We start from the raw sequence: 26,170 nt of genomic DNA on the forward strand, positions 1-26,170 counted from the left end.
GCCCGCGCCTGCCCGCGCGAGCTTGCCCGCCCGCCCGCGCCTGCCTGCCCGCCCGCGCCTGCCCGCCCGAGCCTTCCCGCGCCGAGAAAACGGTGGCCCTTCCCCCCGACGGGTAGGGCCACCGTTCATCGCCGAGTGGTGAGCAACGGCGGACCTCCACGGTGGGCAGCGACCGAGCCGGGCCACCATCCACCGGACGCGGGGTCTCGGCCGATTCGCGCGAGGGGCTGTTCTGCCCGCCCCCGAGGGTCGGTAGGGTCGAAAGATGCTCGCGGAGGGTCCAGAAGTGTTCGCCGGACACCGCGTCGCCACGTGTCACGGCGTCGACGAGGCACGACGCGTCCTCGGCGAGGCCTTCCTCCCCGTCGAGTTTCCGACGGCGAGCGCGTCCGGCCAGCTCGGGCTCGAACTGAACGCCGTGAGCACGGGCCGGTTGACCCTCGGCTACATGAGGTTCGACCGGGCCGTCCGCGTCCGGACGGCCGAGCCGGACAACTACCACGTCGACATCCCCACCGCGGGTCGGGCCGTCCTGCGCGCAGCCGGCGGGCGGCGGGTCGACGCGACGCCCCGGTCCGGGGGCGTCTTCATGCCCCGCCGACCGGTGGACCTCGACTGCGGCGACGGCTTCGCGCAGATCGCCCTGATGATCCCCCGCGCCGAACTGCAGCGCGAGCTCGAGGACCTGCTCGAGTCGACGTCCGTCGCCCCGCTCGAATTCGAGGCGGAACTCGACCTGGCGACGGGCGGACAGGTCGTGCTGCAGGCGGTACGGGTCGTCGACGAGGCGTCCCGGCGGGAGGACGGCGTCCTCCAGCACCCGCTCGCCGTCCGCAACCTCGAACGATCGCTCGTCCACGCCCTGCTCCTCTCGCAGGGCCACAACCACTCCGAGGCGTTGCGGGCTCCCGTGCCGCAGTCGGGCGGCCGGGCGGTCGCCCGCGCGATCGAGCTGCTGCGCGCCGATCCGGCCCACGACTGGAGCGTGGCCGACCTGGCGGCGGCGACCGCCACGAGCGTCCGCAGCCTGCAGGAAGGCTTCCGCCGGGCCCTCGACACGACCCCGACGGCCTACCTCCGACGGCTGCGGCTCGAACGTGTGCGCACCGACCTGGTCGCCGCGGGACCCGGGGACTCGAGCGTCACCGACGTCTCGGCCCGCTGGGGGTTCACGCACCACGGCCGCTTCGCCGCGGCCTACGCGGAACGGTTCGGCGAGCGCCCCTCCGACACGCTCCGCGCCTCGTCCGGTCGCTGAGCGGGGACCAGGAGGCGCGGGTCGCCTCGATCGATGAGCCCGCTACCGTGGGCGCATGAGCACCGAGGCCTGGGAAGACCGCGTCGCCGCCCTCTGGGCCGACGAGACCGTCGACGACGAGCAGCGCATCGAGCGCATGGCGGCCCTCGCCGCCGACGCTCCGCACCCTGCGCTGGGCGAGTTCGAACTCGGGGGTGCGCACGACTCCGGGGGCCGCGAGGCCGAGGCCCACGTGCACTACGCGGCGGCGACCGAGGCCGGTCTCGACGCCGTCGACCCGACCCGGGCTGCGCAGATGGTCGTGCAGCACGCCTCGACGCTGCGCAACCTCGGCCGGGTCGACGAGGCCATCGCCATGCTGCGCGACGCTCCCGAGCACCCCGCCACCGGAGCCGCGCCGAGGGTCTTCCTCGCGCTCGCCCTGCACAGCGCCGGCCGCTCCGACGAGGCCCTGCGGGTCGCGATCGAGGCCGTCGAGCCGACCCTCCCCCGCTACCACCGCTCGGTCCGCGCCTACGCGGCCGCGCTCACCGGGGACTGACCCGTCCACGGACCGGCCGAGGCATCGACCCGGCGCCGAGATGGCCACCGGCCCGTGCCGCCCGTAAGGTTGTCACGACATACGTTCGGCTGAGGGGACCAGATGACCGACGCGCAGCTTCCGGCCGACCTCTTCGCCGACCTCGACCGCAGCAGCCCCATCCCGTTGTGGTTCCAGATGTCCACGCGGCTCGAGGCGGCGATCCTCGGGGGCCAGCTGCCGGCGGGCGCTCGACTCGAGAACGAGGTCGGACTCGGCGAACGTCTCGGCCTGTCGAGGCCCACCGTCCGGCGAGCCATCCAGGAGCTGGTCGACAAGGGGCTCGTCGTCCGGAGGCGCGGGATCGGCACCCAGGTCGTCCACGGACCCGTGACCCGCAACGTCGAGCTGACCAGCCTGTTCGAAGACCTGACCGACAGCGGCAAGGCCCCGACGACACGTCTGCTCGCCCATCAGGTCGTCGCGGCCGACGAGAAGACCGCCCTGGCTCTCGGCATCGAGGTCGGCGACCGCGTCAGCCACGTGCGGCGCCTCCGCCTGGCGGACGGTGTCCCCGTCGCGGTGCTCGAGAACTACCTGCCCCTCGACCTCGCTCCGTTCTCGGACGCCGACCTCGCCGCCCAGGGCCTGTACCAACTGCTCCGGGCCCTCGGCGTCACGATCCGGGTGGCGAAGCAGCGGATCGGGGCCCGGGCCGCCCACGCCGACGAGGCCCAGCTGCTCGAGATCGAGCCGCGCGGGGCCGTGCTGACCATGACCCGCACGGCCTACGACGCGTCGGGTCGGGCCGTCGAGGTCGGGCACCACTGCTACCGGCCCGACCTCTACTCGTTCTCGATCACCCTCGTCGACAAGTAGCCGCCGGGCACCGCGCGCCGCGCACCCGACGGCGGGCGTCAGCGGTTGCGCGGTCCGGGACCCTGCCGCTCAGCCGGCCTGTCCCGCGGCCGAGGGCACCGTCAGTTCACCGGTCACGTACTGGGCCACCCCGAAGCCGAACGACCAGTCCTGCGGACCGTTCTCGACGTAGCCGATGAAGACGTCCTCGCCGGCCACGCCCACGGCCTCGAGGCCTGAGGCGATGCGGGCGTACAGGGCCTGTTTCGCGTCGTCGGTGCGTCCCCGCTGGGTGAAGATCTGGATCATCACGACTCCGCCGGAGCGTTCGAAGCCGAGCCCGGCGTCCTGGGCGATGATGCGACCGGCCGGCAGTTCGTTGATCACCTGGAAGCGGTCGCGAGGCGGGATGCCGTAGACGTCGACGATCGCGTCGTGGACGGCGTCGGCGATCGCGGTGATCTGATCGGGGCTGCGACCGGGCAGGAGGTCGATGCGGACGAGGGGCATGGGCTCTTCTTTCGTCGGGTGTGGTCGGGGATGGTCAGGTGCCGCGGGTGCCGCGGGTGCCGCAGGGGGCCGGGTTCTTCAGGTGCCGAGCGGGTCGACTGCTCAGGCGCGTGACGCGGCGTCGATGCGCGCCAGGATCTGCTCTCGTTGGTAGCGACTGACGCCGTCGACGGCTTCGTCCTCGGCGAAGACGCTCGAGACGGCGATCGTGTCGTCGCGATCGAAGAAGCCCAGCCCCTGCAGGCCGCCGAAGAAGCCGTCCCAGTCGACGTCACCGTCCCCGATCTTCAGGTGCTGGTGGACGCGGGCCGCGTTGCCGGGCGGATTGCTGATGTACCTCAGCCCGTGCGAGCGGCGGTGGTCGAAAGTGTCGGCGATGTGGACGAGGCCGAGTGAGTGCCCGGCGGCGGCCATGATCCCGGCCATGTCGCCGCCGTAGTGGAAGGTGTGGCACGCGACGTAGGCGAGACCGACCTGCTTCGTGTTGAGGCCGCGGATGACCCGCAGGGCTTCGAGTCCGTCCTCGACGAAGTCGTCCGGGTGCGGGTCGATGAACACGCGGATGCCCTCGCGTTCGAGGACGGGCAGCAACTCTTCCATCGACCAGTAGAACTGACGCTCGGATTCTTCGGACAGCTCGGGACGACCACTGAACTCGGTGTTGATCACCTCGACGCCGAGGCGGGCGGTGATCTCGATCACGCGCTTCCAGTGCTTGACGGCGGCCCGACGGGACTCCTCGTCGGGACCGGACCACCGCAGGACGGGCAGGACGGACGCGATCTCGACCCGCGCCTCCTTGCAGGCCGCGGCGAAGGCGTCGACGAGGTCGTCGTCGGCCTTCGGGTGCCGGAAGAACGGGATGAAGTCGCGGTGCGGGGTCAGCTGCAGATGGTCGTACCCCAGCTCGGCGACCTTGGCGGGCAGTTCGAGCAACGAGTGGCTGTGGTGCAGCGGAGTGGGGTCGAGGGCGATCTTCACCATCGGTCACTCCCCCGGCGAGACGACGCCGGGCAGGTCGTAGAACGACGGCTTGGGCATCGCGTAGTCGACCTCGACGCGCCGACCGGTCTTCTGGGCCTCGACGCCGGCGGTGGCGACGACGCTCGCCAGGTAGCCGTCCCAGGCGCTCGGACCGTCGATGGTGCCGCGGTGCGCGGCGTCGACCCAGCGCTGCACCTGCGTGTCGTAGGCGGCGCCGAAACGCTCCTTGAACGTCGGCGGCACGGCCACGGCCGAGCGGGCGGCCGTGGTGAGCTGGAGCCCGGTCTCGCGCCCGATGGAGGCGACGCCGCTCTCGAAGACGGCGTCCGTGGTGACCTGGTAGCCGAACTGGATGTTGACGTTGATCTCGACGATCGCCATCGTGCCCGACTCGGTCTCGAGGATCACGAACTGCGGCTCTCGGAGCCCCTCGGGCGCGAGCGAGTTGCGGCGGGGCTTCTTGACCTCGACCGCGACGATCGGCTCACCGGCGATGAAGGGGACGGCGTCGATCTCGTGGATGACGGAGTCGAGGATGAGCATCTCTTCTGAGTAGCTCGGCGGGGTCGTGGCGTTGCGGTGGGCGCAGTGCAGCGCGAGCAGGGCGCCGTGCTCGCCGGACGCGACGAGGGCCCGGAGGTCTCGGTACCCCTGGTCGAAGCGACGCATGAAGCCGACCTGGATGTGCGGCCGGTCGAGCTTCTGCTCCGCCTCGAGCACGCGGAGCGAGGCGGCCTCGTCAGTGGTGAGGGGCTTCTCGCAGAGGATCGCCAGGCCGCGGTCGAGTGCGGGCAGGAGGACGGCCTCGTGGAGGAAGCCGGGGGTGGCGATGATGACGGCGTCGATCTCGGTGGCGGCGAGCGCCTCGTCGAAGTCGGCCGCGGTGATCGCGCCGGGGGCGGTCGCCGCCGCGGCGTCGGCACGAGCGGTGTCGGGGTCGACGACGGCGACGACGGTGGCCCCGCTGATGGTGGACGTGATGCGGGCGACGTGGTCGGCGCCCATCATGCCGGCACCGACGACGGCGACGCGGAGGTCGGGGGTTGTGGTGGTCACGGGTGTTCTCCTTCGGGGCGGGGGTGTCAGCGGCGGGACGTCAGACGAGACGGGAGCGAGGCGAGCAGCTCATGATGTGCTCACGCGTGCGGGTCGCGATCCCGAGGGGAAGGTCGATCGATTCGACCGGGAACATGTCCTGCTCGACGATGGCGAAGATCTCGGGATCGATGCGGCTGACCGCGTCGAGCACCGGGGCCAGCTCGGGCACGCCTCGGGGCGGCTCGACCATGACCCCCTGCGCGACCGCGTCCCCGAAGGGCACGTCGTTCTTGAGCACGGTGAACCGCAGGTCGGAGTCGACCTGCTTGAGGTGCAGGTAACCGATGCGGTCGGGGTACTCCTCGACGAGGCGCACGGAGTCACCGCCGTAGTAGGCGAAGTGCCCGGTGTCGAGGCACAGGTTCGTGTAGCGCACGTCGGTCTCGGCCAGGAACCGCTCGGTCTCTCGGTACGTACCGACGTGGCTGTCCGCGTGGGTGTGGAACTGCTGCCTGACGCCGAATTCTTCGAGGAGCGCCTTGCCGAGCTTGTCGTGGCCGGCGCCGAGCGCCGCCCACTGATCGTCGGTGAGGGTGCGGGCCTCGAGGACCTCGCTCGTGGCGTCGCTGCGCCAGAGGTCGGGGATGACGACGAGGTGCTCGGCACCGAGCTCCGAGGCGAGGCCGGCGACGGCGAGCGCTTGGTCCCACGCGCGTCGCCACTGGTCGTCGCCCTTGTGGAACCCGGTGAAGACCGTCCCGGCGGAGAGCTTGAGGTCGCGCCGACCGAGCTCGTCCTCGAGCTGGTGGGGGTCGGTCGGCAGGTACCCGTAGGGGCCCAGTTCGATCCAGTGGTAGCCCGCCTGCTGGACCTCGTCGAGGAACCGCGGCCAGGGGATCTGACTGGGGTGCTCGGGGAACCAGACGCCCCACGAGTCGGGTGCGGTCCCGATGCGGAGCCCGTGCCCGCCCGGACCGGTGGGCGTGGCGTCGGGGTCGGTGACGGTGTCGGTCATGGCGGCGGTGCCTTTCGAGAGGGTGCGGGTGAGGTGTGGCGGTGTCAGCCGAGCAGCGGGCGTTGCGCGGCCCGCTGCTGGCGGTAGTCGGCCAGGGCGGCCGCGGTGCTGTCGAGGGTCGAGACCTGCGCGACCGGGACGTCCCACCAGCCCTCGCCGTCCGGGGCGTAGACGAGCGGATCGCTGTTCACGTGGATGAGCGTGCTGGTCGACGACGCCTTGGCCGCGGCGAGGGCTGCGGAGAGGTCGGCGACCGCGTTCGGCGTCGGTTCCACCTCGACGACGTCGAGCCCGTAGCTGCGGGCGTTCATCGCGAGGTCGACGGGCAGCACCTCGGTGCCCTGGAAGTCGAGGGAGTCGGGATCGAGCTTGCGGTAGAGCGTGCCGAAGCGTTCGGCCCCGACGGTCTCGGAGAGGTGGCCGATCGAGGCGTAGCCGTGGTTCTGGATGAGCACCACGATGATCTTGATGCCCTCGGCGACCGCGGTGACCAGTTCGGTGTGCAGCATGAGGTACGAGCCGTCACCGACCATGACGATGACGTCGCGGTCGGGTGCACCCCTCTTGACGCCGAGGCCACCGGCGATCTCGTAGCCCATGCACGAGAACGCGTACTCGACGTGGTACCCGAGCGGGTCGCGGACCCGCCACAGCTTGTGCAGGTCGCCCGGCAACGACCCGGCCGCCTGGACCACGACGTCGGTGGGGTCGCTGGCCGCCTGGACGGCGCCGATGATCTCGGGCTGGCCGGGCAGGGCCAGCCCGGACGGCTGGAAGGCCTCGTCGACGAGGACGTCCCACCTCGCCTTCTCGGTGGCCACGCGAGCGGAGTGCTCGTCGGGTACCCGGTGCCCGGCGAGCGCCTCGGCGAGGGCGTCGAGCGTCTCGCGGGCGTCGGCGACGACGGGCAGCTGGGAGCCGTGCTTGTAAGCGTCGAACGACGTGACGTTGACGTTGACGAACCGCACGCCGGAGTCCTGGAAGGCCGTCCGGGAGGCGGTGGTGAAGTCGCTGTACCGCGTGCCGATGCCGATGACGAGGTCCGCCTCGGCGGCCATGCGGTTCGCGGCGGTCGTGCCGGTGGCACCGATGCCCCCGAGGTACTGCGGGTGGTCCCAGGCGAGGGACCCTCCGCCGGCCTGCGTCGTGCCGACGGGGATGCCGGTCGCCCGGGCGAAGGCGTCGAGCTTTTGCTCGGCGCCCGAGTAGAGGACTCCGCCGCCGGCGACGACGACGGGGCGCTTCGCGGCCTTGATCGCGGCGACGGCGCGTTCGAGCGGTCCCCGCTCGGGGACGGGGCGCCTGACGTGCCACTCGCGGGGTTGCAGGAACTCGTCGGGCACGTCCAGCCACTCGGCCTGGACGTCCTCGGGCAGGGCGATCGTGACGGCGCCGGTCTCGGCCGGGTCGGTCAGCACGCGCATCGCGGCGAGCGCGATCGAGAAGAGCTGCTCGGGCCGGTCGACGCGGTCGAAGAACCGCGACAGCGGCCGGAACGCGTCGGTCACCTGCAGGGACGTGTCGTGGGGCAGCTCGATCTGCTGCAGCACCGGGTCGCTGACCCGGGTGGCGAAGGTGTCGCCCGGCAACAGCAGGGCCGGCAGCCGGTTCGTCGTCGCGAGCGCGGCCGCGGTGAGCATGTTGGCGGCACCGGGACCGACGGAGGCGGTGCTGGCGTAGGTCGCGCGCCTCCGGTGCATGCGGGCGTAGCCCACGGCCTGGTGGACCATCGCCTGTTCGTTGCGGGCCTGCAGGTACGGCATGAGCCCCGGGCGGTCCACGTGGTACTGCTTGAGCGCCTGGCCGACCCCGGCCACGTTGCCGTGGCCGAAGATGCCGAACATGCCCGGGATCGTGCGCTCTCGCACGTCGCCGTCGACGGTCCACTGGTTGGCGAGGAACTCGACGAGTGCCTGGCCGACGGTGAGTCTCTTCGTCGTCATCGACGCGGTCCTTTCGAGGGTGCGGTGGGGAGGTAGGGCAGCCGGGGGTCGGGGGCCTGCGACTCCCAGCCGGCACGGACCCACCCGTGGGCGGGGTCGTCGGTGATCAGCCAGGCGCGCTCGGGGTCGGGCCCCGCCATGACGTTGAGGTAGTAGAGGTCGTAGCCCGGGGCGGCGACGGCGGGGCCGTGGTACCCGTACGGGACGAGGGCGACGTCTCCGGTGCGGACCAGCTCGTTCACGTCGATCGGCCCCGCAGGTGAGCCGTACGTGGCGAACATGCCGAACGGGTCGGCCTGCTCGGGGGCGTCGAGGCCGCGACCGACGGCGGATTCGAAGTAGTAGATCTCTTCGAGGCGGGACTCGGTGCCGGGCACGGCCTCGTCGTGCTTGTGCGGAGGGTAGGACGACCAGTTCTCGGCGGGGGTCACGACCTCGCAGACGATGAGCTTCTGGGCGTGCAGCCCGTCCGGGGTGCCGAAGTTGTGCACCTGACGGGTCGACCGGCCGGCACCGCGGATCTCGACGGGGATGTCGTCGCGACGGAGCACCTGCACGTCGAGCACCTGGTCGGCCGGTGCCTCGGCGACCGCGACCCGACCGTGCCCGGTGACCACCGCCTCCGTCCGGACGCCCAGATAGGCGACGTCGGCCGGCCCGTCGAAGACGGACGCCCGCCCGGCGAGCTCGACGGTGCCCGACCCACCTCGGTCATCACTCCACTCGATCACGACGTCACCGGCCAGCGGCACCACCATGCGCTCGACCCCGCCGGCGGCGAGGGTCGACGAGACGCCGTCTCGGAGCTCGCCGATGCGCAGGCCGGTGTGCTGCCAGCCGGCGAGGTCGCCGTCGACGACGGTCTGCCAGCCGTCGCGGGTCAGGTCGCCGCGGGGGAAGAACCAGCGGGGTTCGTCGTTCATGTCGTCCACCTCATCATCGAGCGGAGCGGCCCGGGGGCCGCGGGGTACTGCCTGGGGACAGATCGGGCGTGCCGTCAGTTCTGGGGGAAGCCCAGGTCGACGCCGCCGTGGCTGGGGTCGAGCCACCGGGACGTGATCGCCTTCTCGCGGGTGAAGAACTCGAAGCCCTGCAGGCCGTAGGCCTTGTCCGAACCGAAGATGCTGTCCTTGAAGCCGCCAAACGAGTAGTAGGCGACGGGCACCGGGATGGGCACGTTGATGCCGATCATCCCGACCTCGATCTCGGCCTGGAAACGCCGCGCCGCGCCTCCGTCGTTGGTGAAGATCGCCGTTCCGTTGCCGTAGGCACCGGCGTTGATGAGGGCGACGCCCTCGTCGTAGGACGCGACGCGCACGATCGACAGCACCGGCCCGAAGATCTCTTCGGTGTAGACGCGGCTCGTGAGCGGCACCTTGTCGATCAGGGTGGGTCCGAGCCAGAAGCCCTCGGCCTCGCCGTCGACCTCGACGCCCCGACCGTCGACGACGACGTCGGCTCCGTCGTCGAGGGCGATGTCGATGTAGCTCGCGACCTTGTCACGGTGCTGTTCGGTGACGAGGGGACCCATGTCGCAGCTGCGGCGACCGTCTCCGACGGTGAGGCCGGCCATGCGCGAGGTGATCTTCTCGATCAGCTCGTCGGCCACGGGTTCGACCGCGACCACCACGCTGATGGCCATGCAGCGCTCACCGGCCGAGCCGAACCCGGCGTTGATCGCACTGTCGGCGACGAGGTCGAGGTCGGCGTCGGGCAGGACGAGCATGTGGTTCTTGGCTCCGCCGAGGGCCTGGACGCGCTTGCCGTGCTTGGCGGCGGTCTCGTAGATGTACTGGGCGATGGGCGTCGACCCGACGAACGAGATGCTCTTGACGTCGGGGTGCTCGAGCAGACCGTCGACGGCCTCCTTGTCGCCGTGGAGGACGTTGAAGACTCCCTCGGGCAGGCCGGCCTCGGCGAAGAGGCGGGCGAGGAACATGGCGCTCGACGGGTCTTTCTCGGACGGCTTCAGGACGACGGTGTTGCCGACGGCGATGGCGATCGGGAAGAACCACATCGGCACCATGGCCGGGAAGTTGAAGGGGCTGATGATGCCGACCACGCCGAGCGGCGCCTTGGTCGAGTAGACGTCGACCCCGGTGGACACCTGCTGCGAGAACTCGCCCTTGATCAGGTGGGGGAACCCGGTCGCCAGCTCGACGACCTCGAGGCCGCGGGTGATCTCGCCGAGGGCGTCGCTCAACACCTTGCCGTGCTCGCTCGTGAGGATCTCAGCGAGCTCGCCCTTGCGCTCGTTGAGCAGCTCACGGAAACGGAACATGATCTGCTGACGCTTCGTGATCGAGAGGTCGCGCCAGGCGGGGAACGCGCGGTGGGCCGAGGCGACGGCGGCCTCGATCTCGGAGGCGTCGGCGAGCGAGACGTCCTTCGTCGCGACGCCGAGGGCCGGGTCGTAGACGGGCGCGGTGCGGCCGCTCGTGCCGGGCACCTCGACGTTGTCGATCCAGTGCGCGACCAGGGGCCGATCGGTGGCGGTGGTGCCGGTGTGCGTGCTGGTGGTGCTGGTCATCGTTCTGCCGATCCGTTCGTGGTCGAGGGTGGGTGGACGAGCCCGGCCGCGTGGTCCACGGCTGCGGCGACGTCGTCGTCGCTCGGGTAGAGCAGGGTGCGCCCGACGACGAGCCCACGGACGCCCGGGAGCGCGAGGGCCGCGGCCCAGCGGGCGTAGGTGTCGGCCGGGTCGACGGCGGGGTCACCGCCCAGCAGCAGGGTGGGCAGGGTCGTCGCCGCCATGACGCGTTCCATGTCGTCGACGACGGGCAGCTTGAGCCAGCTGTAGGCGGAGGATTCGCCGAGGCCCGACGCGATGGCGACCGACTTGATGACGGCGTCGGCCGTCAGGTCGTTCGTCACCCGTCCGTCGACCCACGAACTCATGAAGGGCTCGAGCATGATCGGGAGGCGCAGCCTGGCGGACTCGGTCACCGCGCGTGCCGTCGCGGCCAGCGTGGACGCCGTGCCGGGGTCGTCGAGGGCGACGCGCACGAGCAGCTTGGCGAAGTCGAACCGGGAGTCGGCGATCGACGCGGCCGAGTACGCGGTGAACCGGTCGTCCAGCTCGAACGTGGCGCCCTGGAGACCACCGCGGTTCATGCTGCCGACGACGACCTTGCCGTCGAGCGCGCCGAGCAAGGCGAGGTCCTCGAGGATGTCGGGCGTCCCGAGCACCCCGTCGACGCCGGGTCGGCCGAGGGCGACGACGAGTCGACGGAGGAGGTCGTACCGGTCGGCCATGGCGCTCGAGTCGCCTCGGACGCCGAGGGCACCCCGGGCGGGGTGGTCCGCCGCGACGATGAAGAGGCGTCCGTCCGCACCCAGCGGTGCGGGTCGCGTCCGGGCGGCGAGGATCTCGGCCACCCGGTGCGGCTCGGCGGCCCGGAGGGTTCGGAGGCGCTCGAAGTCGAGGACCGGGGCGGTGCGATCAGACATGGTGCGCCTCCTGGAGGACGGCCTCGACCTCGGCGGTGGTGGGCATGGCGGTGGAGCACTCGAACCGGGTGGCGACGATGCCGCCGGCCGCGTTGGCGAAACGCAGGGTGCGATCGAGCGACCACCCCTCGATCAGGCCGTGGCAGAGGGCACCACCGAACCCGTCGCCCGACCCCAGGCCGTTGATGACCTGGACGAGGTGCGCCGGCACCTCGATCCGCTCGTCACGCGTCTTGGCGAGGACGCCCTTGGGGCCCTGCTTGACGACGGCGAGTTCGACGCCCCGGTCGAGGAGGGCGTCGGCCGCCCGCTCGGGCTCGGTCTCGCCGACGGCGATCTCGCACTCTTCGCGGTTGCCGACGGCGACGGTGACGTGCTCGAGTGCGCGCCCGACCTCTCGGGTGGCGACCTCCGGGCTCTTCCAGAACATGGGTCGGTAGTCCAGGTCGAGGATGGTCAGGGGCCGACGACCCCTGGCCTGCCAGGCCACGTGATGCGCCTGTCTGCTCGGTTCTTCGCTGAGGCCGGTGACCGTGGCCCAGAAGACCGTGGCCTTCTCGACGGCGGCGAGGTCGAGCGAGCCCGCGGTGATCATGAGGTCGGGTGCCTTCGGCTGCCGGTAGAAGTACAGCGGGAAGTCGTCGGGCGGGAAGATCTCGCAGAACGTGACGGGGGTGTTGAGCCCGTCGACGGTCGAGACGAGCCGGGTCGAGACGCCGAGCCGCTCGAGCTCTCGGACGATGTAGCGACCGAAGGGATCGTCGCCGGTGCGGGTGACCACCGCGGACCGCCGGCCGTGACGGGCGGCGGCGATGGCGACGTTGGTCGCGCTGCCGCCGACGGATTTGCTGAAGGTCTCGACCTCTTCGAGCGGGACGCCGGACTGCTGCGGGTAGATGTCGACGCCCACGCGGCCCATGGTGAGGACGTCGTACGGAGCGGTGTCGTTGTCGGTGTGGTCGGTCATGACGTGGTCGTCCTCTCGGGAGCGTGGCGTGCGGTCGCGGTCACTTCTTGCCGTTCTTCACGACGTAGATGGCACCGGTGCTGAAGTCCTCTTCGAGCTGCTCGAGCGACCGCCCGTTCGTCTCGGGCACCTTCTTCACGGCGAAGAGGAACGACCCGGCGTTGAGCACGGCGAAGATGAAGAACGTCGTCGAGATGCCGATGCCGGCGACGAGGATCGGGAAGAGCAGGCTGACGGCGAAGTTGGTCAACCAGAGGATGAGCACCGTGAGCCCCATCCCGACGCCGCGCAGCTTGAGGGGGAAGATCTCGCTGAGCATCAGCCAGACGAGAGGGCCGATGGTGCCCTGCATGGTCCCGACGAAGCCGATGACGAAGATCAGGACGACGATCGCGCGGCCGAGCCCCTCGGGGATCAGCAGCGACGACAGGCCGATCAGCAGGTGGAAGATCGTGACGCCGGCGAAGCCGGCCATGAGCATGGTGCGCCGTCCGACCTTGTTGATGATGCGGAGGGCGACGAGCATCGCGACGACGGCGATGACGCCTGCCCCGACGTTGGCGATCAGGGCCCCGCTCTGCGAGAAACCGGACTGCTGCAGCACCTGGGTGCCGTAGTACATGATCGAGTTGATGCCGGTCAGCTGCTGAGCGACGGCCAGGCCGATGCCGATGAACAGGATCTTGCGGAGCCAGGGCTCGGCGATGAGGTCGGCGAGGCGGGCGCTCTTGGCCTCTTTCTCCTCGTCGGCCAGGAGGCGCACCTCGGCCATCTCGGCCACCGCGCGGTCGTCGGCACGGATCTGCTTGAGCACGGCGAGCGCGTCGTCGTCGCGGCCCTTGGCGATGAGCCAGCGAGGGCTCTCGGGGACACGGAACATGCCGATGAAGAGGGCGATGGCGGGCAGCACCGCGACGGAGAGCATGTAGCGCCACACGTTGTCGTGCTCGCCCCAGACGCTGCCGATGACGGCGTTGATGGTGAAGGCGGCGAGCTGCCCCGAGACGATCATGAGCTCGTTGCGACTGACGAGTCCGCCGCGTTGCTCGGTGGGGGCGAGTTCGGCGAGGAACACCGGAACGGTGACCGAGGCCCCGCCGACCGCGATGCCGAGGAAGAACCGCGCCCCGGTGAGGAACTCCCACGTGGGGGCGAGCACGCAGGCGAGCGCGGCGAAGAAGAACAGGATGGCCAGGGTGTTGATGGTCGGCTTCCGCCCGAAGGCGTCCGAGATGCGCCCGATGAAGAACGCCCCGACCGCAGCCCCGATGAGGATGGCCGAGACCATGATGCCCTCACTGGCCGGCGTGAGCCCGAGGCTCTCCTCCATCGAGTCGAGCGCGCCGTTGATCACGCCCGTGTCGTACCCGAAGAGCAGGCCACCGAAGGTGGCGATGACCGCGACGGTGCCGAGACGCTTGGTGTGCGGGCCCGAGACCAGGGCGGGAAGAGCTACTCGGGGCGAACTGCCCGATGTGTCGGTGACCACGATTCCTCCATTGGTTGTGGTTACAGCTTCCCGCGTCGGTGCGGGTCGTCGCCCTGCAACGGCGACAGGACGAGGCTAACCATGTCCGTATGTCCTGTCAATCGGTCATGCGTGGACCGCCCCCTCGAGTCGGACGGGAGAGGGACTCGCGCGTCCCTAGACTCGGAGCATGCCTTTCGACGAGTGGTACGACGACGAGACACGAGAGGCCGCGACGGCCCGCGTGCTGCAGCGGCGGATGACGAACCCCACCGACCGCAACGTCCTCACCGTCGTCGCGGAGGAGTTCAACGTCCCGCGGCAGACCCTCAGCGACTGGGTCGACGAGGCCTCGCCCGAGTCCGCCAAGCCGAAGCGCAAGCCCCGCCCGAAGTTCTCGCAGGTCGTCAAGACCACCAAGGAGGCGCGGGTCGAGTCCCCCGAGGACGACGAAGCGATCGACGCTCCGCAGCCCGCGGCACGTCCGGAGCCCGCGAGCGAGCCCGAGTCCGACGCACAGACAGGGTCCGTGCCGCAGGCCGAGGCCGTTCCGCAGACCGAGGCCGCGTCCGACCCGGAGGCCGACCTGCAGCCCGACCCGCAGCCTGAGCCGGAGGCCGAACCCGAGCAGGACCCCTGGGCGGCGTCCGATCCTGCCGCCGAGCCCGAGCCCGAGCCGACGCCCGAGAGCCAACCCGGCCTGCAGCCCGAGCCGGCATCCGTGCCCGCACCCACACCCGCACCCGCCGCACCCGCCGACAGCCGCCTCACCGCCCTCGAGGCCGAGGTCGCGGCTCTCCGCGCCGGCAACCGCGCACTCGTCGAAGCCCTCCGCATCCTGGTCGACTGACGACGCCGGTCGGCGCCTGGCCGAGCCGGGCGACGGCCACGAGGCCGTCCGGTCACCGTCGTCGTGGTGACGGCCTCGACGTCGTGAACCGGGCCTGGCGCCGGTCGGCCGCGCGCGCCTCCCGGGGGAGGCGGTAGCCGTCGCGGTAGACGCCGACGACGTCGAGGGCGACGCCCACGAGGGAGCGGACGGCGGTGCGCCGCTCGCGCGAGCCGTACCAGTTGCGGTGGAGACGCCACAGCTCGACGATCCCCCGCACGAGCAGTCCCCCGCCGAAGAAGACGGCGGCGATCCAGGCGATGCCTGTCGAGCCGAACGCGACGACCGCACCGATGCAGACGACCAGCGTCACCACCAGGGTGATCATGAGCGTGCGCGGGCTCGGCAGCTGTCGGCCGTGCTCGCCGGTCCAGTAGGACGACAGCAGGTAGAGGGCGTCCTCGCGGGAGCGTCCGCCGTGACGCAGCCGGTCGACGGCGGCGTCGGTGCGCGCGAACCGGTCGGGCCCGTCGGCCTGGCGCACCGCGGCGCTGGTCGACGCGACGATGCGGATGACGGGAGGTTCGCGTCGAGCCACCAGGCCATCTTGCCGCACGCCGGACGCACGCCGCCCGCCGCCCGACGCCGTCCGCCGGACGGGCCCGCTCTGTCCCCCGCCTGGCCGCTTCGCGAGTGCCTGCCGACCCGAGTCTGCAAGCTCGCTGGAGGTCGATGACGGGTGGGCTGCCGCTCGCGTCCGAATGGTGTGTCACCGAGACACAGCGCGTCCGCACCGCGGCACCGCGATCCCCGGCCACCGACGAGTGGCCGCGCCGAGAGAAGGACGACCACCATGAGCGCAGACGACGACAAGCAGGCCGACTCGGGCTTCGCCGGCAGGTTCCGCGACCAGCTCGGCAGCCGGGCGATCGAGCCCATCATCAAGGCCGTGCGCGCCGAACTGAGGTCAGCCCGCGACGAGGTCGCCGGTCGGGCTCGGGACGCGCGATCGGGCGTCGTGTTTCTCGCCGTCGGGGCCGTCCTGGCGATCGTGACCGTGATACTCCTGGCCGGAACCGCCGTCGCCCTGCTGGCCCTCGCCCTGCCCCTCTGGGCCGCCGCGCTCATCACGTTCGCGGCCTTCGCCGTCGTCACCGCGGTGCTCGTCGCCGTCGGCCTGAAGGGCGTCAAGCGAGGCATCCCGCCGGTCCCGGTCGACACGGTGAAGAACCTCACCTCGTCGACCGACTAGCCGCCGACCCCTCCGAACCGGGCCCCGACCCAACCCGGCCCGACCCGGCCCCACCCCACCCCACCCCAACCCGACCCCACCCGACACCAGGGAGTCCCCCATGCCTCGCACCACACCCGCCAGCCGGTCCACGAAAGAACAGCGCACGCAGCACGCCGAGACCTACGCGCCCCTCGCGCGGTACGCCTCCGAGGCGTTCGGGGCCTTCCTCCTCGTCGTCGGAGGCGTGGGCACGGCCGTGTTCGCGTCGTCGTTCCCGGACGACGGCAACGCGCTCGGGGTCGGCTTCCTCGGCGTGGCCCTGGCGTTCGGCCTGAGCGTGATGGCCGGCATCTACGCCGTCGGCCACATCTCGGGCGGCCACTTCAACCCGGCCGTGACGGTCGGCTTCGCCCTGGCCCGTCGGACCCCGTGGTCGAGCGTGCCCGGCTACGTCGTCGCGCAGCTCGTCGGAGCGGCCGCCGGAGCCAGCGTCGTGGCGCTCGTCGCCGCCGACGGCCCCGCCGGCTACTTCGCCGCGGCCCGGGACTCGGGCTTCGCCTCGAACGGCTTCGGCGCGTCGTCGCCCGGCGGTTTCGGCCTCGGAGCCGTCCTCGTCACCGAGATCGTGCTGACGGCCGTGTTCGTCGGCGTGATCTTGTCGGTAACCGCCAAGGGTGAGTACAAGGCCCTGGCACCCTTGGCGATCGGCCTGACCCTGACGCTGATCCACCTGATCAGCATCCCCGTGAGCAACACGTCGGTGAACCCTGCCCGCTCGCTGGCGGCCGCCCTCTACGGCGGCCCCGACGCCCTGGGCCAGGTCTGGGTCTTCTTCGTGGCGCCCCTGGTCGGCGGCGCCCTGGCGGGCCTGGCCCACCGCGTCCTGCGCCGTCGCGCCTGACGGGCGACCCGAGCGGCAGGGGACGCAGGAGGCGCGGGTCGCGTGACCCGCGCCTCCTGCGTCCTCGTGCGGTGACGCCGGTGCCGACCGTCGCTCGAGCGGAGGCGACGACGTCGCCCCGCCCGTCGGGGGCGACGACCTAGACGACCGTGGCGCTCCGGACCCGGTCGGCGGCGGTGGCCATGTGGTCGCGCATCGCGGCGAGCGCGGCGTCGGGATCGCGTGCCTCGATCGCGCGGAAGACGGCCCGGTGTTCGCGGTACGCGGCCTCGGCCTGGTCCTTCTCGGTGAGCCCCCGTTCGACCCAGAGGCGCAGCAGCGACCGGGTGCTCTGCAGGAGGTCCTTGAGCACGACGTTGTCGGCGCTGACGGCGATCTGCAGGTGGAACCGGATGTCGGCCTGGAGGAACGCGTCGAGGTCCTCGAGCGAGTCGGCCATCACCTCGATGTACCCCCGCAGGGCGTCGACGTCGGCGTCGGTGGCCCGCTCGGCGGCGTAGGCGGCGGCCTGGATCTCGAGCCCGCCCCGGACCTCGATGAGCTCGCGCGTGCGTGCCGCGTTCAGCATGAGACCCCAGCTGAGGGTGGTCGGCAGCAACTCCGAGGTCTGGTCGCGCAGGTAGGTGCCCGAGCCCGGACGCACCGTGACGATGCCGAGGATCTCGAGGGCGGCCAGGGCCTCGCGGACGGCCGATCGCCCGACGCCGAGGCGTTCGGCGAGCTGCCGCTCGGGGGGGAGGCGCGACCCGGGGGTGTCGGGGTCCCCTACGAGGCCGCTCGCGCGATGCTCTACGGCCACACCTGGATCGCGCTGACGAACGGCCTGCGCGGCTCGAACCCGTTCAGCGACGCCTGCCACATCGCCATGGACTACGGCCGCGAGTCGATCGTCCGCGACGACTGGAAGAAGATCTTCGACGACAGCCAACTCGACTCGGTCATCGCGCGCATGCTGAAGATCGACGCCGTCCGCCGCTAGGCCGCGACGACGGGAACGCAGGAGGCGCGGGTCGCGTGACCCGCGCCTCCTGCGTTCTCGCGTGGTGCGGTGGTCGCCCGGGCCGGCCGCCGGGGCGACGCCCGTGTCAGGATCGGGTGACCTGCCGCGGTGAGCGGCGACGACGAGGGGATGCGCGGATGGCGGACACGGACGAGATCGTGCACGTGGTGTTGGTGGAGTGGGCCGAGGGGGCCCCGGCCGACGTGGCCGAGCAGGCGACGCGGCTGTCGACCGAGCACCTCAGCGGCATCGACGGCGTGCTGTCGGTGTCGAGTGGCGGCAGCGTCAGCCCCGAGCAACTCGAGGCCGGCTTCGACTGGATGCTCGTGGTGCGCTTCCGTGACGCCGCGGCGCGCGACGGCTACCTGCCGCACCCCTCGCACCAGCCGGTCGCGAGTTACCTCGGCGACGCGTCCGTCCGGGTCGTCGTCTTCGACGTCGCGGCGTAGCGCCTGGCGCGGGAGGCGCGGGTCGGCTGGCCGGCGCCCGTGCCGACGAGGAACGCCGAGGCGAGGGCGGCCACGATCAGGAGCATCCCGACGGTGCGGTCGGCCGTGAAGAAGACGACCAGGGCGATCGTGGTCAGGGCGAGCGGGGCGAGGGCGCGGAGCCAGTTCGTCATGAGAAGCACTGCTCCTTCATCTCGGTACTGATCGGTCGGGAAAACGCTAGGACGCTCGCGCCGGTCGATGCCAGTCGATTGACGTGATGCCCAGGAACACCGCTTCGCCCGTGATCGCACGACGTCGATCAGGCGATAGGTTCACCTCATGAAGGTCCTGGCCGGCATCGTGACCGCGCTGCTCGTGGTGTCGGTGCTGCTGGTGCTCGCGGTGCGGGCCGACCCGGACGTGCCGCTCGTGCTGTCGGGGTCCGACGCGCGCCTCCCGTACTGCACGACCTACGAGCCGGTGATCGTGGCCGACCTCACGACGGAGACCCTCCCGGCCTGTGCACCGCACGGGGTCGAGCTGCGCTTCCCAGACGGCTTCGTCATCGACCTGCCCGACGAGCCCGGCGCCGGCGGACGCCCCTCGGATCGTTACGACTACGGCTACGTCGACGTCGGGGCGTTCGGCATGTACGCGTCCCGGGCCGACCACGCCTGCGAGGACGTCGAGCAGTGGGGCACCCCCGAAGCCATCCGCCGCGTCACCGAGGCCTTCGGCGACGACTACGCCTGCGTGCCCGACAACGACTGACCCCCTCCTTACTGGGGGTACCGGGCCGATTGTCGCGCCCTCGACCATCTCGATACTGTTCGGTATCCAGATGAACCACCGTGTGGAGGTGGTGCCGGGCTCACCCGTCGTCTCCGTCTGGCGCGCTCCCGAGGCGCTCGACCGTCGAGGACACCCCCGCCATGGCTTCATCCTTCCCTGCCCGCCTGCGCCCGCTCGGCACCCGTGCCCGCGCGGTCCTCCGCCCCCGCATCGTGCTCCGGGCAGTCGTCCTCGCCCTGGTCGTCGTCACCGCGGCCGTCCTGCTCGAACTGCTCGCCCTGCTCGTCGTCGGTCTGATCACCGGCGACGTCACCCAGGCCTCGGGTTCGGCCCTGGTCACGACGTCGTTCGTGGTGCGGGCCGTCCAGTACGGCGTCGCCGCACTCACCGTCGTCACGGCCGTCCTGGCGGTCTCGTCGACGATCTCGCAGTCGACCGCCGGGGGTCGACGCACCCTCCGTCGGGGCCTGACGCACGCGCTCCGGTCGCTGCCGCGCCTCCTCGCGGTCGAACTGCTGCTCGTGCTCGCCGTCCTGGTCTGGACGCTCGTCGCCCTGCCCCTCAGCCTGGGCGCCCTGGTCACGGCGGGGGTGCTGCGGCTGCGGTCCGCCCCGCGTCGGACGATCCGCCGCACGCTGCTCCTCGCGATCCCCTTCGCGCCGGTGCTCGTCGCGGTGGGCCTGACGATCACGGCCCTGCCGGCGTCCCTGTCGCACCCGGGCTCGCTGCGGTCGCTGCTGCGCCGGGCGGTCACCACGCTCCGGACCCGCACCGCAGCCGTGGTGGGACTCGTCGTCGCGGTCGGCGCGGTGTCGACCGCCCTGACCGCCCTCGGGGAGGTGGTCCTCGCGGCCCCCACCGCCACGACGGCGCAGACCTCACTCGGCACGCTCGCCCTCGTCGGCCTCGTCGCCCTGTTCCTCGTCGTCGTCGGCAGCGTCTTCGCCGTCCTGCTCCCCCTCGACGACGTGCGCGTCGACCGACGCGGCGGTCCTCGGGTCCCCGGGCGCCTGACCGGCGTCCTGCGTCACCCGTGGACGAAGGCGAGCCCGATCGCCGTCGTCACGATCGTCGCCCTGATGGTGCCGTTCATGCCCGCCGTCAGCGCCTCCGCGGCCGAGGCCCCCGTCACCTCGTCGACCGGTCCGGCCGACCTGCCGACCACGGCTCCTGCCGTCACCCCGCAGCCGACGTCGGCACCCGGCGCCGCTGCGACGAGCCCCACCGACGCCGCCGCACCCGCACCCGCACCCGCGCCTGCTGCCGCACCGACGGTCCCCACCCCGGCCGCGCCTCCTGCACCGGCCGCCGCGCCGGCACCGGCCCCGTCGGTCGCCCGGGCCGCCCCGGCCCCGATCGCCACCACCGTCGACGTGCTGCAGCTGGGCGTGGCCACGCTCGGCGAGGACCAGGAGTTCGCGATCGACGTCGCGGCCGAGGGCACGACCGACGAACCCACCGGCACCGTCGAGGTCTTCCGCGACGACCACGACCCCGCGACCGAGGACGTGGAGGTCACGGACTTCGACCTGGCCGACTCGGCCTTCCCCTTCTTCCTCCCGACCAAGGCGCTCGGGAGCACCTCGGTCGACCTGCGCTTCGTGTACGTCCCGGCCGACGCGACCTACGCCGGCAGCGAGCAGACCGTCACCGCCGACTTCCAGCGCGCCCGTCTCGACTACGACTACCGGGCGGTCCACTCGCCGTCGGACTCGATCACGTTCGGTGACGAGCACACCGTGACCTTCTCGTTCACCAGCGACGCCGACGGCGACGGCTTCGTGCTCGAGATGATCGACCAGCGCTCCGGCCCCGTCGCGTCGACCCCGTTCTCGGTCGTCGACGGGAAGGCGACCGTCGTCGTCGACCTCACGGGCAAGCTCAAGGCCGGCCACCACGACTTCATCTTCGAGGTGCCCGACACCGACAGCCACTACGGCACCGGGTCCGAGTTCTCGGGCGTCGACGTCGCCCTCGCCGACACCGTCACCGACCTGACGCTGCAGACGCCCTCGCCCGTGGTCGGCGACCCCGTCGGACTCGTCGCCGACGTGCGCACCGCCGACGGCTCGAAGGTCACCGGAGGCGCGGTGACCTTCTCCCTCGACGGGCGCGTCGTCCGCAGCGTCGACGTCACGAACGGGCAGGCGTACCTGAGCTACACCGGGGCCACGGTCGCCGGGACGTACGACTGGCGGGCCGAGTACAGCGGCCTCGCGGGCTCGGCCCGCTCGTCGAAGGACTCCGACTCGCAGGTCGTCGCGAAGCGCTGGCCGCAACACCAGCCCTGGACCTGGTCGGGTGACCCCGCCGCCGGGACGGCTCACCTCGACTCCTCCTACGTGCCCGTCCGCGGTCTGCCCGCGCCGACCGGTGCGATCACGGTGACGAGCGAGGACCGGGTCGTCGGGCGCGGCACCGTCGCCGCCGACGGCAGTGCCCACGTCCCGGTGGCCGTGCTCGAGGGCATCCACTCGTACCGGATCGAGTACGCCGGCGACCAGACCTGGCTCGGGGTGACCTACGTGGTCGCGCAGCCCACCGCCCCCGTCCTCGACCCGACGGTGACCCTCACGGCACCGACGACCGCCACCCTGGACTCGACCATCCGGCTCACCGCGACCATCGGCGGCGCCCCCGCCTACGCGGTGGACAGCCTCTCGGTCTACCGGGCCCTGCCCGGGGGCACGGCCGAGCTCGTCGACCGGGTCGACCTCGCCGGCGGCCTGACGGGCACCCTCGACGTCGTCGAGCGGCAGCCCGGCGCGTGGCGGTACACGGCCGTCGCACGCTTCGCCTCGGTGGTGGGCGTCGAGCCGATCACGTCCGCGCCGGCCGTCACGACCTGGTCGGCACCGCCCGCCCCGCAGCTCGCCCTGACCGTCGGTGACGGCCCCCACGTCGCCGGGGTCGCCGTCCCGGTGACCGTCACCGCGAGCGCCCTTCCCGGCGGTGGCTTCGGCATCCCGGCCGGGACCGAGGCCACGGTGGCCGTGGTGGCCGGTGACAGCCGGACCCGGCTCGGCACCGTGACGCTGTCCCCCGTGGGCACGGTCCTGTCGGGCACGCTCGACGTCACCCGCCCGTTCGGCGGACGGGTCGACCTGGTCGCGTCGGTCTCGTACGGCTCGCGCCCGTGGACCGCGTCGAGCGCTCCGATCACGCTGACGACGGCGCCCGCCCCCGCGTCACTCGAGATCGCCGCGACCGGCCGCATGCAGGTCGGCACCCGTGCGACCTTCGAGGTGCGCCTCCGTCCGGCCGACCGCTCGCTGACCCCGCTCATGCTCGCCCCGGCCACCGTCGTCCTCGGCGGCATGGAGTCGACGCTGCTGCTCGAGCGGGCCACCTTCCCGGCCACGTCGCCCTACCTGACCGGACGCGTGACGACCGAGGTGCTCAGCGCCGCGGACCTCACCGCCAGCGTCTCGGTGGCCGGTGACGGCGTGCTCTACGGGCCCACCTCGGCCTCGACGACCGTCTCGGTGCTGAAGGCCCGCACGACCGTCCGGCTCGACCTGCCCGGCACGGTCTTCGCGAGCGGGCGACCGCTGACGGTGTCGCCGTCGGTGTCGAACGTCACCCCGGACGTCGCCCCGAACCCGTCGGGTACCATCACCGTCACGGCCTCGCCGTCCGGCCTCAGCTGCACCGTTCCGGCCGCGGGTGGCCTCTGCGCCCTGCCCGCCGAGACGATCGTCACGGGGCGCAACACGCTCGACGTCCGATACTCGGGCGACGCGGACCACGAGGGCGCCGTCGACGGCGTGACCGTCACGGGTTCGGCCCGTCAGACGACGCTCGACTGGTCGAGCTCCCCCGACCTGTCGGCCGTCGTCTCGGGCACCCCCGTCACGTTCGGCTGGAAGGTGGGCACCGGCGGCTCGCTGGCGCCGAAGGGGTCGGTCGAGGTGCGCCTCGGCTCCGCGAGCTGCACCGCCGACGTGTCGGTGGGTCGCTGCACCCTGACCGTCCCGCTGCCCACCAGCTCGTCGCTGTCGACGAAGCTCGACGTGTCGGTGCGCTTCACCTCCGCGGACGACGCGCCCAGCGCCTCCGTGGTCTCGTCGGTCACGCCGAAGGACTGCATCGTGATCACGGCCTACCAGAGCACGGTGACGGGCGACCCGTCGACCGCCTGCCGACGGGGCGACCGTGCCGGGTTCGTCACGGGTGCGTCGGTGACGGCGCGTCACGAGCCCGTCGCCGCCCCCTATCGGTTCGCCGGGTGGTACCTCGACGGCCAGGGGGTCGCGACCAGCGACGAGTACCGCTTCACGGTGACGGCGTTCCAGTCCCTCTCGTTCACGACCCGGTACGCGCCGGTCTGCCACACGCTCCGGGTCACGCCGCGGGGCGACATCGTGGCGAAGACCGACCCGGCCTTCGCCTACACCGAGCAGTACTACGCCAAGGGCACGGTCAAGGCCCTGACGAAGCCCAACTGCACCGACCCCCGCACGCCGACCGCCGACGAGCTCGAGCAGCTCGCGAACGGCGAACCGCGCTACGCGGTGGGCACGGTCGTCGACCTGGCCATCACACCCGTGACGACGGTCGGCCAGGCCCGCCGCAACGGCGGCACGCCCTACGTCGTCGACACGGTCGACGGGGCGACGGCGGACGAGCTCGGTCGTGGCTTCTACACGACCACCGTCACCGGCGACCAGAAGGTCGGTGCCACGTTCAAGGCGGCCGAGTGCAGCGTCGTCGACATCCGTCCCGGTGACGGTGGCACGCAGGCGATCATCGCGTCGGAGCGCCCCGGCGAGAGCCGCTACCTCAAGCCCTACGACGGCACCTGCACCACAGGCGACGGCACGGCGGGCTACGTGCCCGGCTCGACGGTGACGGTCAGGGCGACGCCCGACGACGGCACCTACCTCCTCGACTGGCGCACGAGCGACTTCGGTCCGGTGAAGCGCACCGGCGAGGACCCGCTCGCCCTCACGACCCTGGGTGACGCCCCGGCCGGTGGACGGTCGGGTGCCGCGGGCACCGCGACGCGCACCTTCGTCGTGCCGACCCCCGCGGAGGCGCAGCTCGTCATCGGCGTGAACTACGGCGTCGTGCGCTGCGTCGCCGTCACGACGAGCACGGCGTTGCCGATCAGCGCCGACAAGACGGTGCCGGCCTACACGCCGACGACCTTCACCAACGTGGCCGACGGCGACTCGACCTCGATCGACGAGCTGCGCTGCGGCAGCCGTGGCCCGTCGGTGGACCGTGCGGTGACGAAGGGCTTCAAGTCCGTCGTCACCCAGACGGACTGGTTCATCGGGACCGCCATCGTCCGCGCCGAGCGGGCCGAGAAGGTCGAGTACGGGTCGCTGCAGGTGAACCGCAACACGGACGACGTCTCGCCGGCGACCACGGTCGCCGAGATCCGGTGGTCACTGGTCGACGGCCTCGAGGCCGTCGCCGACGCGGGGACCGACGGCTCGTCGCGTGGCCCGGTCCTCTACATGGAGTTCGCCCCCGCCGACCGCGTGTCGATCGCCGCCGACTACTGGTCGGACACGTGCCGCCCGATCCAGTTCAGCTACCCGCAGGGTGGCACGACGCAGACGTCGTTCGACTACTCGGCCAAGTACTCGAGCCGGGTCGTCTGCCCGAACAACTCCGGGGTCTGGGGTGAGACGGTCGTCCTCCGATCGACGACGCCGACGCCGTCCTCCGTCCGGGCGATCGCCTCGGTCGGCCGACCGACGTCCGAGGACACGGTGCGGTGGCCCCAGGGAGTCCGGGCAGCCGACGGCCGCCTCTACACGATGCTGAGCCGCGACGGATCGGTCATCGGGACCCCGATGTCCGACGTCCGGATCGAGTACTGCGTCCCCCTGGCCGTCTACGTCCACGTCCAGAAGCCCGACGGGCGGTACGACAACGTGCTCCGCACGGGCAACCGCTTCGGTGACCTCTCCGACCTCGACGACGGAGGTTGGGCCGACATCATCGCGCACGACGGCGGCTGCCCGCCGTTGTGGGGTCGCCCCGGCAGCACCGTCACGATCGGGTTGACCGACTACGGCTCGCTCGGGTACGACCTGCCGGTGGGCCCGCAGACGGTGACGATCCCCACCGACGGCTCCTCCCCCGTGGTCGGCATCTTCCTGCGGACCAAGTGCGCGACTCTCTCGCTGGGCGCCCGGGTGGCGGCCGCCAACGGCCCGAACTGCGACAACGACCCGTCGAAGTACGTCCTCGGAACGGTGGTGCAGATGCAGGCCGACGTGCCGGCGGGTGGCCACCTGAACAGCTGGTCGGGCACCGACCAGACCGAGAACGAGACGTCCTGGGTCGTCATGACGGGCGACCGGTCGGTCACGGCCGACGTCCACACGCCGAGCGTCGGCGAGAAGATCGTGAACGGCCTGTCGAGCGTCGCCCAGCGGACGATCGCCCTGGGGGCCGTGGTGCTCACCGGCATCATGTTGATGGAGGCGACGCTGCTCAAGGTGCTCGGGACGGCGATGTCGCTCGTGTCGACGGGCTTGAAGGCCGTCGGCGTCTCGGGCAAGGGTCTCGACGAGTACGACCGGGTGACCGCGATCGTCACGGCGACCACCGGGATCCCGGCCATGTACGCCGACTGCATCTCGAGCTGGGCGCACGGGCCGAAGCTGACCGAGAGCAACATCGCCGCGAAGTTCGGGACCAAGGGCGGGGCGGCCCTGGCGAACAAGGCCATCAACTTCGCCTACCCGAAGCTGAAGGCCGAGAAGAGCGTCACCGGCAGCCAGGGCGTCCAATGGGTGGTCGACTCGATCGACGCCTTCGGGTCGGGGTCGTACCTCAATAACGCCCGCGACCAGTGGTCGAGCATGGGCTCCACGCTCGGCACGTGCATGGTCGACGGCATGAAGAAGCAGGTGGACCCGATCATCAAGCGGTGACGCCGCGGGCGGAGCCCGGACCGACCGCAGGAGGCGCGGTGCGCGATCGTCGCGCACCGCGCCTCCTCGTGTCGGT

The 26,170-nt window shown here is 71.7% G+C and carries 22 protein-coding genes and 1 pseudogene; 10 read left to right on the forward strand and 13 right to left on the reverse strand.

Annotated features, from left to right (window positions below; genetic code table 11):
• The first annotated feature begins 286 nt into the window (after positions 1 to 286).
• The 3 genes from IFT36_RS02365 to IFT36_RS02375 all read left to right on the forward strand — a co-directional run bounded on the left by IFT36_RS02365 (position 287) and on the right by IFT36_RS02375 (position 2,657).
• The gene (locus IFT36_RS02365; protein WP_307785004.1) at positions 287 to 1,258 is read left to right on the forward strand and encodes an AraC family transcriptional regulator; all 972 of its coding nucleotides are present in this window, start codon (positions 287 to 289) and stop codon (positions 1,256 to 1,258) included.
• Between the two features lie 55 nt (positions 1,259 to 1,313).
• On the forward strand, positions 1,314 to 1,799 hold the full coding sequence (locus IFT36_RS02370) for a tetratricopeptide repeat protein (RefSeq protein WP_200412334.1): 486 nt from the start codon (positions 1,314 to 1,316) through the stop codon (positions 1,797 to 1,799).
• A 102-nt stretch (positions 1,800 to 1,901) separates the two neighbouring features.
• Complete coding sequence (locus IFT36_RS02375; RefSeq protein ID WP_123571055.1) at positions 1,902 to 2,657, forward strand: GntR family transcriptional regulator; 756 nt, start codon at positions 1,902 to 1,904, stop codon at positions 2,655 to 2,657.
• Positions 2,658 to 2,726: 69 nt separating this feature from the next.
• On the opposite strand, the gene IFT36_RS02380 is transcribed toward IFT36_RS02375, so the two are convergent.
• The 10 genes from IFT36_RS02380 to IFT36_RS02425 form a co-directional block, all read right to left on the reverse strand.
• On the reverse strand, positions 2,727 to 3,146 hold the full coding sequence (locus IFT36_RS02380; RefSeq protein ID WP_056044305.1) for a tautomerase family protein: 420 nt from the start codon (positions 3,144 to 3,146) through the stop codon (positions 2,727 to 2,729).
• 102 nt (positions 3,147 to 3,248) lie between these two features.
• A complete protein-coding gene (locus IFT36_RS02385) occupies positions 3,249 to 4,127 on the reverse strand; it encodes a sugar phosphate isomerase/epimerase family protein (RefSeq protein ID WP_200412370.1) in 879 nt (292 codons plus the stop codon).
• A 6-nt stretch (positions 4,128 to 4,133) separates the two neighbouring features.
• Positions 4,134 to 5,186, reverse strand: coding sequence for a Gfo/Idh/MocA family protein (locus IFT36_RS02390; protein ID WP_255416435.1), 1,053 nt, complete (start codon positions 5,184 to 5,186; stop codon positions 4,134 to 4,136).
• Positions 5,187 to 5,226: 40 nt separating this feature from the next.
• Positions 5,227 to 6,183 carry a sugar phosphate isomerase/epimerase family protein gene (locus IFT36_RS02395; RefSeq protein ID WP_200412335.1) on the reverse strand — a complete coding sequence of 319 codons (957 nt, stop codon included), beginning with the start codon at positions 6,181 to 6,183 and terminating at the stop codon, positions 5,227 to 5,229.
• A gap of 44 nt (positions 6,184 to 6,227) precedes the next feature.
• Positions 6,228 to 8,126 carry a 3D-(3,5/4)-trihydroxycyclohexane-1,2-dione acylhydrolase (decyclizing) gene (gene iolD / locus IFT36_RS02400; protein ID WP_200412336.1) on the reverse strand — a complete coding sequence of 633 codons (1,899 nt, stop codon included), beginning with the start codon at positions 8,124 to 8,126 and terminating at the stop codon, positions 6,228 to 6,230.
• Positions 8,123 to 9,049 (reverse strand): 5-deoxy-glucuronate isomerase, encoded by a 927-nt coding sequence (gene iolB / locus IFT36_RS02405; protein ID WP_123571187.1) that lies wholly within the window; start codon positions 9,047 to 9,049, stop codon positions 8,123 to 8,125. The genes iolD and iolB overlap by 4 nt, the downstream gene beginning before the upstream one ends.
• A gap of 74 nt (positions 9,050 to 9,123) precedes the next feature.
• Positions 9,124 to 10,656, reverse strand: a complete 1,533-nt coding sequence (locus IFT36_RS02410; protein WP_123571058.1) for a CoA-acylating methylmalonate-semialdehyde dehydrogenase — start codon at positions 10,654 to 10,656, stop codon at positions 9,124 to 9,126.
• Positions 10,653 to 11,576, reverse strand: a complete 924-nt coding sequence (locus tag IFT36_RS02415; protein ID WP_123571059.1) for a Cgl0159 family (beta/alpha)8-fold protein — start codon at positions 11,574 to 11,576, stop codon at positions 10,653 to 10,655. Before IFT36_RS02415 ends, IFT36_RS02410 begins: the two co-directional genes overlap by 4 nt.
• Positions 11,569 to 12,543, reverse strand: a complete 975-nt coding sequence (gene iolC / locus IFT36_RS02420) for a 5-dehydro-2-deoxygluconokinase (protein ID WP_123571060.1) — start codon at positions 12,541 to 12,543, stop codon at positions 11,569 to 11,571. The genes IFT36_RS02415 and iolC overlap by 8 nt, the downstream gene beginning before the upstream one ends.
• A gap of 40 nt (positions 12,544 to 12,583) precedes the next feature.
• On the reverse strand, positions 12,584 to 14,032 hold the full coding sequence (locus IFT36_RS02425) for a sugar porter family MFS transporter (protein WP_082460110.1): 1,449 nt from the start codon (positions 14,030 to 14,032) through the stop codon (positions 12,584 to 12,586).
• Positions 14,033 to 14,201: 169 nt separating this feature from the next.
• Between IFT36_RS02425 and IFT36_RS02430 the strand changes: the two genes are divergently transcribed.
• Positions 14,202 to 14,861 (forward strand): hypothetical protein, encoded by a 660-nt coding sequence (locus IFT36_RS02430; protein ID WP_200412337.1) that lies wholly within the window; start codon positions 14,202 to 14,204, stop codon positions 14,859 to 14,861.
• A 52-nt stretch (positions 14,862 to 14,913) separates the two neighbouring features.
• Here the strand turns inward: IFT36_RS02430 and IFT36_RS02435 are convergent, their stop codons facing one another.
• Positions 14,914 to 15,438, reverse strand: coding sequence for a hypothetical protein (locus IFT36_RS02435; RefSeq protein ID WP_159825742.1), 525 nt, complete (start codon positions 15,436 to 15,438; stop codon positions 14,914 to 14,916).
• Positions 15,439 to 15,693: 255 nt separating this feature from the next.
• On the opposite strand from IFT36_RS02435, the gene IFT36_RS02440 reads away from it, so the two are divergent.
• A complete protein-coding gene (locus IFT36_RS02440) occupies positions 15,694 to 16,092 on the forward strand; it encodes a phage holin family protein (protein ID WP_159825744.1) in 399 nt (132 codons plus the stop codon).
• Between the two features lie 100 nt (positions 16,093 to 16,192).
• Positions 16,193 to 16,975 (forward strand): aquaporin Z, encoded by a 783-nt coding sequence (gene aqpZ / locus IFT36_RS02445; protein ID WP_200412338.1) that lies wholly within the window; start codon positions 16,193 to 16,195, stop codon positions 16,973 to 16,975.
• Positions 16,976 to 17,114: 139 nt separating this feature from the next.
• Here aqpZ and IFT36_RS02450 read toward each other — a convergent pair whose 3' ends face one another.
• Positions 17,115 to 17,774 (reverse strand): FadR/GntR family transcriptional regulator, encoded by a 660-nt coding sequence (locus tag IFT36_RS02450; RefSeq protein ID WP_307785005.1) that lies wholly within the window; start codon positions 17,772 to 17,774, stop codon positions 17,115 to 17,117.
• On the opposite strand from IFT36_RS02450, the pseudogene IFT36_RS02455 reads away from it, so the two are divergent.
• Positions 17,733 to 17,954: pseudogene (locus IFT36_RS02455) on the forward strand (phosphogluconate dehydrogenase C-terminal domain-containing protein); the annotation flags it as partial. The gene IFT36_RS02450 and the pseudogene IFT36_RS02455 overlap by 42 nt on opposite strands.
• 158 nt (positions 17,955 to 18,112) lie before the next feature.
• The gene (locus tag IFT36_RS02460; protein WP_200412340.1) at positions 18,113 to 18,424 is read left to right on the forward strand and encodes a Dabb family protein; all 312 of its coding nucleotides are present in this window, start codon (positions 18,113 to 18,115) and stop codon (positions 18,422 to 18,424) included.
• Here the strand turns inward: IFT36_RS02460 and IFT36_RS02465 are convergent.
• The gene (locus IFT36_RS02465; RefSeq protein WP_200412341.1) at positions 18,373 to 18,597 is read right to left on the reverse strand and encodes a hypothetical protein; all 225 of its coding nucleotides are present in this window, start codon (positions 18,595 to 18,597) and stop codon (positions 18,373 to 18,375) included. The two genes, IFT36_RS02460 and IFT36_RS02465, sit on opposite strands and share 52 nt — an antisense overlap.
• Before the next feature lie 148 nt (positions 18,598 to 18,745).
• On the opposite strand from IFT36_RS02465, the gene IFT36_RS02470 reads away from it, so the two are divergent.
• Both IFT36_RS02470 and IFT36_RS02475 read left to right on the forward strand, forming a co-directional pair.
• Positions 18,746 to 19,177, forward strand: a complete 432-nt coding sequence (locus IFT36_RS02470) for a hypothetical protein (RefSeq protein ID WP_056044267.1) — start codon at positions 18,746 to 18,748, stop codon at positions 19,175 to 19,177.
• A 161-nt stretch (positions 19,178 to 19,338) separates the two neighbouring features.
• Entirely contained in the window at positions 19,339 to 26,094 is a 6,756-nt protein-coding gene (locus tag IFT36_RS02475) for an Ig-like domain repeat protein (RefSeq protein WP_200412342.1), read from the forward strand.
• Positions 26,095 to 26,170: the final 76 nt, after the last annotated feature.

This window comes from Frigoribacterium sp. CFBP 13605 (genome assembly GCF_014839405.1).
Lineage (GTDB): Bacteria > Actinomycetota > Actinomycetes > Actinomycetales > Microbacteriaceae > Frigoribacterium.

Coding starts and splice junctions, on each gene's coding strand:
- IFT36_RS02370 (WP_200412334.1), top strand. CDS start 1,314: ATGAGCACCGAGGCCTGGGAAGACCGCGTCGCCGCCCTCTGGGCCGAC.
- IFT36_RS02375 (WP_123571055.1), top strand. CDS start 1,902: ATGACCGACGCGCAGCTTCCGGCCGACCTCTTCGCCGACCTCGACCGC.
- IFT36_RS02380 (WP_056044305.1), bottom strand. CDS start 3,146: ATGCCCCTCGTCCGCATCGACCTCCTGCCCGGTCGCAGCCCCGATCAG.
- IFT36_RS02395 (WP_200412335.1), bottom strand. CDS start 6,183: ATGACCGACACCGTCACCGACCCCGACGCCACGCCCACCGGTCCGGGC.
- iolD (WP_200412336.1), bottom strand. CDS start 8,126: ATGACGACGAAGAGACTCACCGTCGGCCAGGCACTCGTCGAGTTCCTC.
- iolB (WP_123571187.1), bottom strand. CDS start 9,049: ATGAACGACGAACCCCGCTGGTTCTTCCCCCGCGGCGACCTGACCCGC.
- IFT36_RS02410 (WP_123571058.1), bottom strand. CDS start 10,656: ATGACCAGCACCACCAGCACGCACACCGGCACCACCGCCACCGATCGG.
- IFT36_RS02415 (WP_123571059.1), bottom strand. CDS start 11,576: ATGTCTGATCGCACCGCCCCGGTCCTCGACTTCGAGCGCCTCCGAACC.
- iolC (WP_123571060.1), bottom strand. CDS start 12,543: ATGACCGACCACACCGACAACGACACCGCTCCGTACGACGTCCTCACC.
- IFT36_RS02430 (WP_200412337.1), top strand. CDS start 14,202: ATGCCTTTCGACGAGTGGTACGACGACGAGACACGAGAGGCCGCGACG.
- IFT36_RS02440 (WP_159825744.1), top strand. CDS start 15,694: ATGAGCGCAGACGACGACAAGCAGGCCGACTCGGGCTTCGCCGGCAGG.
- aqpZ (WP_200412338.1), top strand. CDS start 16,193: ATGCCTCGCACCACACCCGCCAGCCGGTCCACGAAAGAACAGCGCACG.
- IFT36_RS02460 (WP_200412340.1), top strand. CDS start 18,113: ATGGCGGACACGGACGAGATCGTGCACGTGGTGTTGGTGGAGTGGGCC.
- IFT36_RS02465 (WP_200412341.1), bottom strand. CDS start 18,597: ATGACGAACTGGCTCCGCGCCCTCGCCCCGCTCGCCCTGACCACGATC.
- IFT36_RS02470 (WP_056044267.1), top strand. CDS start 18,746: ATGAAGGTCCTGGCCGGCATCGTGACCGCGCTGCTCGTGGTGTCGGTG.
- IFT36_RS02475 (WP_200412342.1), top strand. CDS start 19,339: ATGGCTTCATCCTTCCCTGCCCGCCTGCGCCCGCTCGGCACCCGTGCC.